Below are 12,570 nucleotides of genomic sequence, written 5' to 3' on the forward strand. Positions count from 1 at the left end.
GGACTGCCCTTCGCCCGACCTTGACCGCGGCTCGCGTGACCATGCCAGCTTCAATCGAGAACACTCGATTGTCAAGAGTTCCGGAAACCTTTCGCCGCAACGGATCCGGCGGCCACCTGCGCTTCGACCGGTATCGACGGGCGTGAGCACCGTCGACTGGTTGCGAGCAATTACCGGGACGTTCTCGAAACGTGCCGGGCATACCGGAGACACGACGGGGAGACCCGGCCCGATGGCCGCGCCTCTCCGTCGTGCCGATCAGTGGATGGTGCGCCCTCGCTCGTCGGGCACCCCGGACTTGCGGTAGAAGTAGGTGTTGATCTGGTCGCGCCACTCGGTGGCGCAGCGCACCTGCTCGTCGAGCCGTTCGGCCACCCGCTCGTACACGGCCGGGTCGATCATCCCGTTCAGGGTCTGCCACCGCCGTCGCATCGCCACCACCTCCTCGACACCGGCGAAGTGGGTGTCGTAGATGTGCTGGATGACTGTCGACCCGCTGTGCAGGACGTGCCCGTACGGCACGTGGTGGAAGAAGAGCAGCAGCTCGTCGGGGCAACTCTGCGGTGATTCGTACACCTGCGCCCAGTACGGCGGGTACTGGCCGGCGAAGCCGGTGCCCGACGCACGGCTGCGGTCCACGCCCACACCGTCGCGGTCGGCGAAGTGGTAGGTGCCCCACCGCGTGTACTCGTACCCGTCGACGCCGGGACCGTAGTGGTCGCCCGGGTTGACCATGAAGCCGACGCCCAGCGGCGCGGTGTAGCGCTCGTAGGTGCGCCACGAGTCGTCCATGATCTCGTGCAGCGTCCGCCCCACCAGCTCCGGTTCGGCCGTCGCCGACGGCGGGAAGGTCAGCGCGATCCACTCGTCGAGGACCGCCCGCGGATCCAACCGCGGATCCCAGGCGAGCCGCCCGAACGTGTACAGGTTGGCCTGCGCCAACGGGTGCCCGGTCCAGAAGAGGTCATCGCCCACGTTGGCGACCGCGACCAGACCACCGCCCGCGCCCGACTCCCCCGCGGCGATGTCGGCGACCGTCCGCCCGCCGGGCCCCCACGGCGCGAACCGCAGCACCTCACCCCACCACAGGCCGAGGTGGCAGACGTGTCGCTGCTGACCCGTGTACTCCTGGGTGACCTGCAACTCCACCGCCAGCCGGGTGGCGGGCATCGCGGCGATCACCGGGGAGACCGGTTCCCGCGTCTGGAAGTCCACCGGCCCGAACTTCACCTGCACGACCACGTTGGTCCGGAAGCGCCCGTCGAGCGGGGCGAAGTGGTCGTACGCGGCGCGCGCCCGGTCGGTGGACCGGTCCCGCCAGTCCTGGTGGTGGTTGTAGACGAACGCCCGCCAGTGCACCACTCCCCCGAGCGGGGCCAACGCCTCGGCCAGCACGTTCGCCCCGTCGGCGTGGTCTCGCCCGTAGGTGAACGGGCCGGGCTGCCCCTCCGAGTCGGCCTTCACCAGGTAACCGCCGAAGTCCGGGATGCGCTCGTACACCCTCCGGGTGGTCGCCGCCCACCAGACCCGCACCGCCTCGTCCAGCGGGTCGGCGGTGGACAGACCACCGAGGACCGCCGGCGCGGCGAAGGTGATCGACAGGTGCACCCGGATGTTGTACGGCCGCAGCACGTCCGCGATCTCGGCCACGTCACCGAGTCGGTCGGTGAGCAGCAACGCCTCCGTCCGGGCCACGTTGACGTTGTTCACCGAGATCGCGTTGACGCCGCTCGCGGCCAGCAGCCGCCCGTACTCCCGGACCCGGGCCAGGTCGCCGCGCGGGCGGCCGTCCTGCCAGAAGATCGAGCCGCCCGCGTACCCCCGTTCGACCTGGCCCATCACCGGGTGCACTGCCACGTTGTCCCAGTGGTCCAGCATCCGCCGGCGCAGCGCCGGCCGGTGGTGCTCCGGGGGGCGGGCCGGATCGAAGGCTGCCGCGCAGAGCCGGACCACGTGGAACAGCCCGTACAGCAGGCCGGCGGGTGCGTCGGCCAGCACCACTGTCACCTCGCCGTCGCGGGCCAGCAGGAATCCCTCGTCGCCGAGCGGCTCACCGCCGATCTCGGTCAGCGCCGCCTCCGCAGCCGACCGCGCCGCCTGCACCGCCGGGCTGGGCAGCTCGTCGGCACCGCGCAGGGCGAGCACCAGGTCGACGTCGACATCCCAGGAGGGTGAGTGCCACACCCGACCGCCGTAGCGCGCACAGGCACGCGAGACCTCGTTCAGGACCGTGTCGACGAGCAGCCCGTCGCCGTGGACGAGGACGCGGCGCGCGCCGAGGGACCGGAACGCCTCCGGGGGCAGCCAGGCCGCGTGGACGCGCGGCTCGCCGGGTTCCATCGGTTCCTCGACGAACATCAGATGCTCCAGGTGGAGGGACTCCTCGGCGTTCACCCGTCCTCCCGCAGGACGACGACACCGTACGCCGGCAGGCGCAGGGCCGAGCCGGTCAGTGCCCGGTCACCGGTGAGCAGGTCGACGCCACTGGTCGGGGCGGTCACCTCGATCGGCTCGGCGCGGTGGTTGAGCAGGAACAGCAGCCGCGATCCGTCCGGCGCGACCCGCACGGCGGATTCCAGGTCCGGTGTGTCCGGGTAGGGCCCGAGCACGTCGTGCCGGGCGAGCACCTGCCGGACCACCCAGGACACCCCGGCCTGGTCCAGGCCGGCTGCCACGTACCAGCCCTCGCCGGCGCCGAAGGAGTTGCGGGTCACCGCGGGCGTGCCCGCGTAGAAGTCGGCCTGGTACGTGCCGACCACCTGCGCGCCCTGCGGGATCACCAACTCGAACAGCAGCCGCGCCTCGACGTCGACCTGATCGGCGCCGCCACCGAGGCGGACCGGGTTGACCACCTCCGGGCCGCGGGCGTCCCACTCGTCGATCCGGACACCCATCAGCTGCCCGAGCGGGCCTGGCACGTCCATCAGGAAGGCCTGGTCGTTCTCGTCCACCCGACCCGACAGGTAGGTCGTGAGCACCGATCCGCCGCGCGCCGCCACCGCCTCCAGGCGCTGCGGCAGATCGCCCTTGAGCATGTGCAGGGCCGGCGCGACGACCACGTCGTAGCCGGACAGGTCGGCGGTCACCGCGACGACGTCCAGGTCCACGCCGGCGTCCCAGAGCGCCCGGTGGTACGCGAGCACGACCTGCTGGTAGCGGACCAACCGGGACGGCCCGTCGGAGATCTCCAACGCCCACCAGCTGTCCCAGTCGAACAGCAGCGCCACCCGGGCGGGCGTCCGTGCGCCCAGCGACGCCGGGCCGAGTCGATCCAGCTCGGCGCCCAGCTCGGCGACCTCCCGGAACACCCGGGTGTCGGAGCGGCCGGCGTGGCCGATGACGGCGCCGTGGTATTTCTCGCTGGCGCCCCGGGAGGCCCGCAGCTGGAAGAACAGCACCGCGTCGGCGCCGTGCGCCACCGCCTGCCAACTCCACAACCGCATGAGACCGGGCCGCTTCAACGGGTTGACGTCCCGGCACGCGGTGACGCCCGGCGACTGTTCCATCAACCAGAACGGCTGGCCGTCCTTGAGCCCGCGCATCAGGTCGTGGGTCAGCGCCATCCGAGCCGCCGACTCGTCGTCCGGCGGGTAGTTGTCCCAGGAGGCGAAGTCCAGGTGCGCGGCCCAGCGGTGGTAGTCGATCGGCCGGTACATGCCCATGAAGTTGGTCGTCACCGGCAGGCTGGGGCTGGACTCCCGGATGGCCGTCTTCTCGTCGAGGAAGTTGGCCAGCATCGCGTCGGAGGAGAACCGCAGGTAGTCCAGGGTGATTCCCTGGAACGCGGTGTGGTCCGGACCGCGCCAGTGCTCGGTGAGCGCCGACGGCGGCTCGATCTGCTCCCAGTCGGTGAAGGTGTGCGACCAGAAGGTGGTGTACCAGGCCGCGTTCAGGTCATCCAGGGTGCCGTAGCGGTGGCGCAGCCAGGCCCGGAAGCCGGCCGCGCAGAGGTCGCAGTAGCAGGCGCCGCCGTACTCGTTGCCGACGTGCCACGCGACGACCGCCGGGGTGTCGGCGTAGCGGCGGGCGACCCGGCGGGCCAGCTCGACGGAGAGCCGGCGGAAGACCGGGGAGCTGGGGCAGGAGTTGTGTCGTTGCCCGAACCGGCGCTTGCGGCCCTCGAAGTCGGTCCGGGTCACCTCCGGGTACGCCTTCGCCAACCACGCCGGGTGCGCCCCGGTGCCGGTCGCCAGGCAGATTCCGCGCCCCTCGGCGGCGGCCCGCTCCACGATTCGGTCCAGCAGCGAGAAGTCGTACACGCCCTCGGCGGGCTGGACGAGCGCCCAGTCGAAGACGCCGATGGTGACCAGGTCGATCCGGGCGCTGTCGAAGAGACGGTGGTCCTGCTTCCACACGTCCTCGGGCCACTGCTCCGGGTTGTAGTCGCCCCCGAAGGGCACCTTGGCGGTGACGGGCAGGCTCATGGGGTGAACTCCTTCCGGATCAGGTGGATCATCGGGTCACTGACGCGCAGGAACGCGAGGATCGCGACCGAGCCGAGCATCGCCAGCACCGCCTCGGAGAGGACCGCGGTGATCCCGGTCGCCGCGGCCAGCAGCAACGCCGTGCCGACGGTGACACCGGGGGTACGCACGAGGAAGTGCACGGCCAGCCGGAGCACGTCCCGGGTGCGGAAGTCGAACAGCGCGGTGATGACCAGGGCGTTGGCCGCGCAGAGCGTCACTCCCACGGCGAGCAGGACCAGCGGCACCGCCCACCAGCCCGCGAGGCCGACGGCGTCCCGGTGGGCGAGGTTCAGGGCGAGCACGGTCAGCCACAGCAGCGTCGGCACCCAGACGCGCAGCGTGCCGGACAGGTTCGCCCGGTACCCGCGCCAGAACAGGGCGGCCGGCCGCAGGTCGGTCAGGTCGAGGCGCTGGTGTCGCAGGGCGTACAGGGCTGCGGAGATCGCCGGGCCGACCGGCAGGAGGAACAGTGCGACCAGTGGCAGGTTGCTGGGGTCACGACCCAGCAGCAGCAGTGGGAACAGGCCGGGCACTGTGGTGAGCAGGAGCAGCAACTCGACCACGAGCAGGATGTAGACCCGGGAGGTGATCCGCGACAGCGGCCCGTCGCCGAACTGTCGCCAGACCTGGGCGGTGCCGCTCACTGTTGCTCCTTCCGGTCGGTCCCGACGACCGGCAGAGCGCGGTGGGTCGCGCGCGTCGTACCGGCCGGTGGTGGCCGGGAAGTCCGGTCAGACGGCGGTGCGCCGCCCGACCGGATCTCCCGCTGATCAGCCGTTGTTCTTCTGGAACCGTTCGTACGCCTTGTTGACCACGTCGATGTACTGCTCGGAGTTCTTGGCCTTCAGTTCGGCCACGTACGCGTCCCACTCGGTGAGGGGCCGCTGGCCCAGAGCGAACTTGAGCGTGTTCTGGGTGACGAAGTCCTTCAACGGGGTCTCCCAGAGCGACACCTGCTCGCGCTCCTCGTCGGTCAACGGGGCGGGCGGGGGCACCACCCTGGGCGGGCGGGCGTCCATCACCTTCTGGAACTCCAGCTCCTCCGGGGAGAAGAACCCACGCACCAGGTCCGGGCTGCCACCGTAGGCGAAGACGCCGTTCTGGAAGCCGAAGTCCTTCTGCAGGTGCTTGGGGGCCTTCGGGTTGAGGCCGAGGAAGTCGACTCCGGGGTTGAGCGTGCGCTTGCCGGACGCGTCCTTGGTGAAGGTCGTGCCCTCGATGCCCCAGCGGGCGAACTCCAGGCCGGCGTCGGAATACCACAGCCAGTCGATGAACTGCATCATGGCCACGAAGTTCTTGCTGTCCCGGGCCTTCGAGGAAATCATGATGCCGTTCTCCAGTCGGGGGAACGGGTTGACCTCACCGGCCGGGCCGACCGGCAGCGGGATCTTGGCCAACTTCGCGTTCGGCAGGGTCTTGGCCAGGTCGGGCCGGTGGTTGTTGACCAGGGTCTGCGCGTTGCCGGTGACCACGAAGGACTTGCCGTTGGCGAGCTTCTGGCGTGCCTGGTCGTCGGTCTGGGTGAAGCTCTCCGGGTCGAGCAGGCCCTCGGCGACGAGCTTGTGCAGGAAGGTGACCATCTGCCGGTACTGCTCGGACGCGCCGGTGTAGTTGAACTTCTTCGCCGCCGGGTCCCAGGTGGCGTGCTGGTAGTCCCAGCCGGCCTGGGTGCCGTGGGCGGAGCCGAGGATGTTGAGCAGCGCGCCGGTCGGGTTGGGCTTGCTGAAGAGGTCGGAGTACGGGTAGACGTTCGGGTACTTCGCCTTCATCGCCTTGAGCACGGCGTACAGGTCGTCCCAGGTCTTCGGGGTCGCCAGGTTGAGCTCCTGCATGATGTCGGTGCGCACCAGCACCGTGTAGTCCTGCGTGGGCTTCTCGTGGACGCCGGGCAGCAGGTAGAACTTACCGTCGGACTGCCGCAGGTTGTCGATCTCCGGCTTGAGGTTCCACTTGGCGATCTTGTCCTTGAGGTTGGGCATCAGATCCAGGTAGTCGCTCACCGGGAGGATCGCCCCGGACGACACGAACGCGTTCTCCTGCGGGTGGTACGTCTTCGGGATGATCAGCGGAGCGTCCCCGGCGCCGATGAGGAGACTGCGCTTCTGCTCGTAGTCACTCAGCGGGACGGCGACTGGCTCGATCTTGACGTTGGTCCGCTTGGTCAGCTCGGACCAGAACGGCCAGTCCTCCTTGAGCGGGTAGAACGTGTGGTTGTTGTAGAGCGTGGAGAAGGAGAGCGCCTCGGTGGCCTTGAACTGGTCGCCGACGCCGTAGTTGGCCATCGCGCCGGCCCGGTTCTCGGAGAGGTCCTTCGACTCGCCCGGGTCCTCGGAACAGGCGGTGGTGAGGCTGAGCGCGAGCAGACCCGCGGTGGCTATCGCCACCCGGCGCCACGTCTTGTGGAGCATGGCTCGTCCTTTCGGTGGTGGGGGGTTCGGAGGTGATGCGATGCAGCGCCCGGCGTCATCCCTTGACCGCGCCGAGCATCACGCCGGAGACGAAGTACCTCTGGACGAAGGGGTAGACCGCCAGGATGGGCAGGGTGGTGAGCACGATCGTCACGGCCTGGAGCGTGGCCGCGGCCTGCACGACGTCGGCGTCGGCGGCGCCGGACTGCTGTGCGTCGGTGGCACCCGCGATCAGGTTGCGCAGGTACACGGTGACCGGCAGCAGATCCTGCTGGTCGATGTAGAGGAATGCGGTGAACCACGAGTTCCAGAACGAGACCGCGTAGAAGAGCACCATCGTCGCGATGATCGCCTTCGACAGCGGCAGCACGATCCGCAGCAGGATGCCGTAGGTGTTCAACCCGTCGACCGCCGCGGCCTCCTCCAACTCGGTCGGCAGGCTCTCGAAGAACGCCTTCATGACCAGCAGGTTGAAGACACTGATGGCGTTGGGGATCACCACGGCCCAGATGGTGTTCTTCATCCCCAGGCTGGTGACCAGCACGTAGTTGGGGATCAGGCCCCCGGAGAAGAACATGGTGAACAGCGCGATGCCGACGAGGACCCCGCGGCCCTTGAGCTGCGGCTTCGACAACACGTACGCGTAGCAGGTGGTCAGCACGATCGAGATGAGCGTGGCGACCACCGTGTACACCAGGGTGTTGCGATAGTTCGTCCAGAACAGCGAGTCCGACATCACCAGCTCGTACGCGGTCAGGTCGAACCCGCGCGGGACGATGTTCACCTTCCCGGCGAGGATGTACGCCTCGTCGCTGAGCGAACGGGCCACGATGTTGAGGAACGGGTACAGCGTCACGATCACGACACCGATGAGGACGACCGTGTTGACGATCCGGAAGATCCGGTAGCCCCGGCTGTCCACCGGCCCGCGCGTCTTCGGGGCCTCGCGCTTCGTACCGAGGGTCACCACAGGCTCGTCCCCACCGTGCGACGGGAGATGAGGTTCGCCGACAGGACCAGGATCAGTCCGATCACCGCCTCGAAGAGACCGATGGCGGCGGCGTAGCTGAAGTTGCTGGACTGGAAGCCCATCCGGAACAGATAGGTGGAGATCACGTCCGCGGTCGGGTACGTCAGCGGGTTGTAGAGCAGCAGGATCTTCTCGAACCCGACGGCCATGAAGCTGCCGATGTTGAGGATCAACAGGGTCACCATCGTCGGCCGGATGCCCGGCAACGTCACGTGCCAGGTCTGCCGCAGCCGGCTCGCGCCGTCGATCCGGGCGGCCTCGTACAGGTCCTCGTCGATGGTGGTGAGGGCGGCGAGGTAGAGGATCGTTCCCCAGCCGACGGTCTGCCAGACCTCGGACGAGACGTAGATGGTGCGGAACCATTCCGCCTGCTGGAGGAACGCCACGGGATCGCCGCCGACGATCCGGACGAGCTGGTTGGCCGTGCCGTCGATCGAGGTCAACTGCATGACCATCGCCGCCACGATCACGATCGACAGGAAGTGCGGCAGGTACGACACCGACTGGACGAACCGCTTGAATCGGCGGGCACGCACCTCGTTGAGCAGCAGCGCCAGCACGATCGGCAGCGGGAAGCAGAACAGCAGGGTCAGCGTCCCGAGCACCAGGGTGTTGGTGAAGACCTCCCAGAACGTCGGGTCGGTGAAGAACATCCGGAAGTACCGAAGCCCCACCCAGTACTCGCCGAAGATGCTCCCGCCCGGCTTGAAGCGACGGAACGCGATGATGTTCCCGATCATCGGCAGGTAGCGGAAGACCAGGAAGAACAGCAGCGGAAGGATGGCAAGGGAGTAGAGCTGCCAGTCCCGGCGCAGTGCCTGCCGCCAGCTGCGGCGGCGGCGCGGCGAGCGCGGGGCGGGGCTGGGAGCCGCCGCCGGAGAACGGGGCGGCGCCGGCGGCGGTGGCCGCAACGTGGATGTCATCCTCGCCTCCTAGGCGGACTGCGGAACGGCCACGAGGGGCTCGACCCGCACCGACGTGAACAGCTCCCGGTGGTGGCCGATTTGGCGTTCGGCTCCGGTCAGCCGCAGCGACAGGGCCGCCGCCACGTCGCCGCTGGACCTGCCGAACCGCAGCTCGACCTCGCCGGGCTCGACGATCCGCCGACCGGACAGGCCGACGAACGACGCCACGTCGGCCGGTACGCCGAAGGTCACGTGCGCCACCTCGCCGGGCTCCAACGGCAGTCGGGTGTAGCCGACCAGGCGGACCACCGGGCGGGTGGTCTGCGCGACCGGGTCGTGCAGGTAGAGCTGGACCACCTCGGTGCCGGCCCGGTCGCCGGTGTTGGCGACCGTGATCCGCACCCGCACCTCGCCGTCGGTCGGCCACGCCGCCGGTTGGTCGGGCGCGCCACCCGCCGGCTCGACAACTGTGGCGTCGGACCAGTCGAAGGTGGTGTAGCTCAGCCCGTGACCGAACGGGTAGGCCGGCGTCGGGTCGATCGAGGACACCTTGTTGCGCCGGCCGAGCGGGGGTGCCAGGTAGGTGCTCGGCAGTCCGCCAGCGTCCCGGGGCACACTCACCGGCAGCCGCCCGGACGGGTTGACCGCGCCGGTGAGCACCTCGGCGAGCGCCTGCCCGCCGAGCTGGCCGAGGAAGAACGCCTGCACGACGGCCGCCGCGGCGTCGAACTCCGGGCCGAGCGCGTAGGGGCGGCCGGTCATCAGCACCAGGACGACAGGGGTGCCGGTGGCGAGGACGGCACGGACCAGGTCGGCCTGCACACCGGGCAGTCGCAGGTCGGCGGCGTCGCACCCCTCGCCGGAGGTGCCCCGACCGAACATCCCCGCCCGGTCGCCGACGGCGAGCACGCACACGTCGGCGGCGGCAGCCGCGGCGACCGCGGCCGGGATGCCCGAGGTGTCCGCACCGGTGATGGTGCACCCCCGCTCGTGGCTGAGCAGCGGGACGCGTCGGGCCAGCTCGTCTCGCAGCGAGGGGATGTCCAGGCCGAGCCCGAACTCGCTGTGGTGGACGCCGACGTGGTTGGGGAACGAGTAGCAGCCGAGCATGGCCATCGGGTCGTCCGCGACGGGGCCGACCAGGGCGACCCGGTTGCCGACGGGCAACGGGAGGACCCCGGTGTTGCGCAGCAGGACGACGGCCTCCCGGGCCAGGCGTACGGCGACGTCCTGGCTGGCCTCGTCGTCCAGACGCAGCGACGCCACGTCGTCGGGCAGTTCCTGCCAGCCCTCGTCGAGCAGACCGATCTCGATCTTCTGGATCAGCACCCGGCGCAGCGCGCCGTCGATCAACGCCTCGTCGACCTCGCCACGGCGCACCGCCTCCACCAGCGGGGTGCCGAAGGTGTCCACGGTGGGCAGTTCGACGTCGATGCCGGCCCGCAGGGCGAGCCTTGCCGCGTCGGCGGCGCCGTCGGCGACACCGTGCAGGGTCTCCAGGAAGCGTACGGAGAAGTAGTCGGCGACCACGGTGCCGGTGAAGCCCCACTCGTCGCGCAACAGCCCGGTCAGCAGCTCCTGGTCGGCGGCCACGGGCAGGCCGTCGATCTCGGCGTAGGAGTTCATCACCGAGCGGGCACCGCCGTGGCGCAGCGCCATCTCGAACGGCGGCAGGATGACGTCGGCCAGCTCCCGGGGGCCCATCGGCACCGGCGCGAGGTTGCGTCCGCCACGGGAGGCGGAGTAACCGGCGAAGTGCTTCAGCGTGGCGACCACGCCGGCTCGCTCCAGGCCCCGCACGTACGCGGCACCGGTCGTCCCCACCAGGTAGGGATCCTCGCCGATCGTCTCCTCGGTGCGACCCCAGCGGTAGTCGCGGGTGACGTCCAGGACCGGGGCGAGACCCTGGTGTACGCCGGCGGCGCGCATGGAACGCGCGATCCGGTCGGCCATCGCCTCGACCAGGTCGGGGTCGAAGGACGCGCCCCAGCTCAGCGGGGTCGGGTAGACGGTGGCCCGCCACGCGGCGAACCCGGTCAGGCATTCCTCGTGCACCTGCGCAGGCAGGCCGAACCGGCTGGCGGCCACGATCTGCGCCTGCGAGGCCGCCAGCGACCGGGCGCCGAGCACCGGGTCGACCGGCGCGGTGCCGAACGGGCGGGTGAGCTGACCCAGCCCGTGCTGGATGACGGTGCTCCACTGCGGCAGCTCGCTGATCATGTCGGACTGGTGTGGCGCCACACCCTCGCCGGTGGCCTCCGCGCCGACCCACACGCCGACGAGTTGGGCGATCTTCTCCTCCAGCGACATCATCGGCAGGAGCGCCTCGGCCCGCTCGGCCGGCGTCAGCCGCGGATCGCGCCACGGCGCGGTGTCGCTGTCCCCGGACAACTGACTACTCATGCCTTGACCCCTCAGCTCCGGCCACGTCCCCGTGCCCTCGTGGAACCCGTTGCGTAGCGGACTTTTTCACGATCCGAAACTTTCCGGAAATCCGCGCAACCTTTTCGGCAACCTAAGGTCCCCATCGATGTGTGTCAAGAGTCTCAATCGGACGCCCAGTGGCCACATCCTGCACACAGTGACTCCACCGACGGCACTCCGTGGCGCACGCGCCACGTACGGGCTCATCCACGACCGGACCGACCGTCGCACCGGCTGGTGTGGTCGGCTGATCGTGTTAAGGTCTGCCGAAACTTTCGGATGCTGCTTGAGGTCGCGATGACAGAGCACCGCCCGCTCGACCCACCCGCCTCCACCACCATCGCGACCATCGCCAACGATGTCGGCGTCTCGGTCGCGACGGTGTCCAAGGTCCTCAACGGACGTGGCGATGTCGCTCCCAGCACCAGAGCCCGGGTGGAGGCGAGTCTCGACCGCCACCAGTACCAGCGCCGCGCCCGCCGGCCCTCGCCCGGCGGAGGACGTGTCGAACTCGTCTTCCACGAGTTCGACACGGGATGGGCGATGGAGATCCTGCGTGGCGTGGAGGCGGTGACCACCGCGGCCGGCATCGGGTTGTCGGTCGCCCAACTCGACGGCGCGCACCGCCCGCCGGCCCGATGGCTGGAGGCGCTGCTCGCCGACCGGCCGTTGGGCGTGGTGTTCGTCCTCTCCCACCTGGCCGAGGCGCAACAACAGCACCTGCGGCGCCAGGGCATACCGTTCGTCGTCGTCGACACCGACAGCGCGACCTCGGCGTCCGTGCCCACCGTCGGCTCGAACAACTGGAACGGCGGCCTGCTCGCCGCCCGGCACCTGCTGGATCTGGGGCACCGGCGGATCGCCATCATCTCCGGGCCACCCGACGTGCTCTGCAGCCGCGCCCGCGCCGCCGGCTTCCAGTCGGCCCACGAGGAGGCCGGGATAGCGGTCGACCGCGAGCTGGTCCGCTACGGCAGTTTCTCCGCCGGCGCCGGGCACTCCCACGGGCTGCAACTGCTCCGCCAACCGTCCCGACCGACGGCGATCTTCGCCGGGTCGGACATCCAGGCCATGGGGGTGCTCCGGGCCGCACGCCAGTGCGGCCTCCGAGTGCCCGAGGACCTTTCGGTGATCGGGTACGACAATCTGCCCGTCTCCGCCTGGACCGACCCGGCTCTCACCACGATCAACCAGCCGTTGCGCGACATGGCTGGCATCGCCACCCAGATGTTGCTCGACCTGACCCGGGGCAACGAGCCGGCGACCAGCCGGATCGACCTGGTGACCGAGTTGGTCGTCCGGGAGAGCACCGCACCCCCCGCCGACCCGCACTGATC

Annotated in this window: 8 protein-coding genes; 1 reads left to right on the top strand and 7 read right to left on the bottom strand. The window is 69.8% G+C overall.

Features of this window, described 5'->3' with window-relative positions:
• Positions 1-258 precede the first annotated feature (258 nt).
• The 7 genes from HNR22_RS06385 to HNR22_RS06415 all read right to left on the bottom strand — a co-directional run bounded on the left by HNR22_RS06385 (position 259) and on the right by HNR22_RS06415 (position 11,212).
• Entirely contained in the window at positions 259-2,394 is a 2,136-nt protein-coding gene (locus tag HNR22_RS06385) for an alpha-glucuronidase (protein WP_343059704.1), read from the bottom strand.
• Positions 2,391-4,424 carry a beta-galactosidase gene (locus tag HNR22_RS06390; protein ID WP_179779527.1) on the bottom strand — a complete coding sequence of 678 codons (2,034 nt, stop codon included), beginning with the start codon at positions 4,422-4,424 and terminating at the stop codon, positions 2,391-2,393. The genes HNR22_RS06385 and HNR22_RS06390 overlap by 4 nt, the downstream gene beginning before the upstream one ends.
• On the bottom strand, positions 4,421-5,110 hold the full coding sequence (locus HNR22_RS06395) for a DUF624 domain-containing protein (RefSeq protein WP_179779528.1): 690 nt from the start codon (positions 5,108-5,110) through the stop codon (positions 4,421-4,423). Before HNR22_RS06395 ends, HNR22_RS06390 begins: the two co-directional genes overlap by 4 nt.
• Positions 5,111-5,236: 126 nt before the next feature.
• A complete protein-coding gene (locus HNR22_RS06400) occupies positions 5,237-6,874 on the bottom strand; it encodes an ABC transporter substrate-binding protein (RefSeq protein WP_179779529.1) in 1,638 nt (545 codons plus the stop codon).
• A gap of 55 nt (positions 6,875-6,929) precedes the next feature.
• Entirely contained in the window at positions 6,930-7,841 is a 912-nt protein-coding gene (locus HNR22_RS06405; protein WP_179779530.1) for an ABC transporter permease family protein, read from the bottom strand.
• Entirely contained in the window at positions 7,838-8,827 is a 990-nt protein-coding gene (locus tag HNR22_RS06410) for an ABC transporter permease (RefSeq protein ID WP_179779531.1), read from the bottom strand. Before HNR22_RS06410 ends, HNR22_RS06405 begins: the two co-directional genes overlap by 4 nt.
• Positions 8,828-8,836: 9 nt before the next feature.
• Positions 8,837-11,212, bottom strand: a complete 2,376-nt coding sequence (locus HNR22_RS06415) for a beta-xylosidase/alpha-l-arabinosidase (protein WP_179779532.1) — start codon at positions 11,210-11,212, stop codon at positions 8,837-8,839.
• A 318-nt stretch (positions 11,213-11,530) separates the two neighbouring features.
• Here HNR22_RS06415 and HNR22_RS06420 point away from each other — a divergent pair, with 318 nt between their 5' ends.
• A complete protein-coding gene (locus HNR22_RS06420) occupies positions 11,531-12,568 on the top strand; it encodes a LacI family DNA-binding transcriptional regulator (RefSeq protein WP_179779533.1) in 1,038 nt (345 codons plus the stop codon).
• Positions 12,569-12,570: the final 2 nt, after the last annotated feature.

The organism is Micromonospora jinlongensis, assembly GCF_013410645.1.
Taxonomy (GTDB): domain Bacteria; phylum Actinomycetota; class Actinomycetes; order Mycobacteriales; family Micromonosporaceae; genus Micromonospora; species Micromonospora zamorensis.

Bases quoted from the DNA above. Each gene is read 5' to 3' on its own strand.
- HNR22_RS06400 (WP_179779529.1), bottom strand. From the start codon at position 6,874: ATGCTCCACAAGACGTGGCGCCGGGTGGCGATAGCCACCGCGGGTCTG.
- HNR22_RS06420 (WP_179779533.1), top strand. From the start codon at position 11,531: ATGACAGAGCACCGCCCGCTCGACCCACCCGCCTCCACCACCATCGCG.
- HNR22_RS06410 (WP_179779531.1), bottom strand. From the start codon at position 8,827: ATGACATCCACGTTGCGGCCACCGCCGCCGGCGCCGCCCCGTTCTCCG.
- HNR22_RS06390 (WP_179779527.1), bottom strand. From the start codon at position 4,424: ATGAGCCTGCCCGTCACCGCCAAGGTGCCCTTCGGGGGCGACTACAAC.
- HNR22_RS06415 (WP_179779532.1), bottom strand. From the start codon at position 11,212: ATGAGTAGTCAGTTGTCCGGGGACAGCGACACCGCGCCGTGGCGCGAT.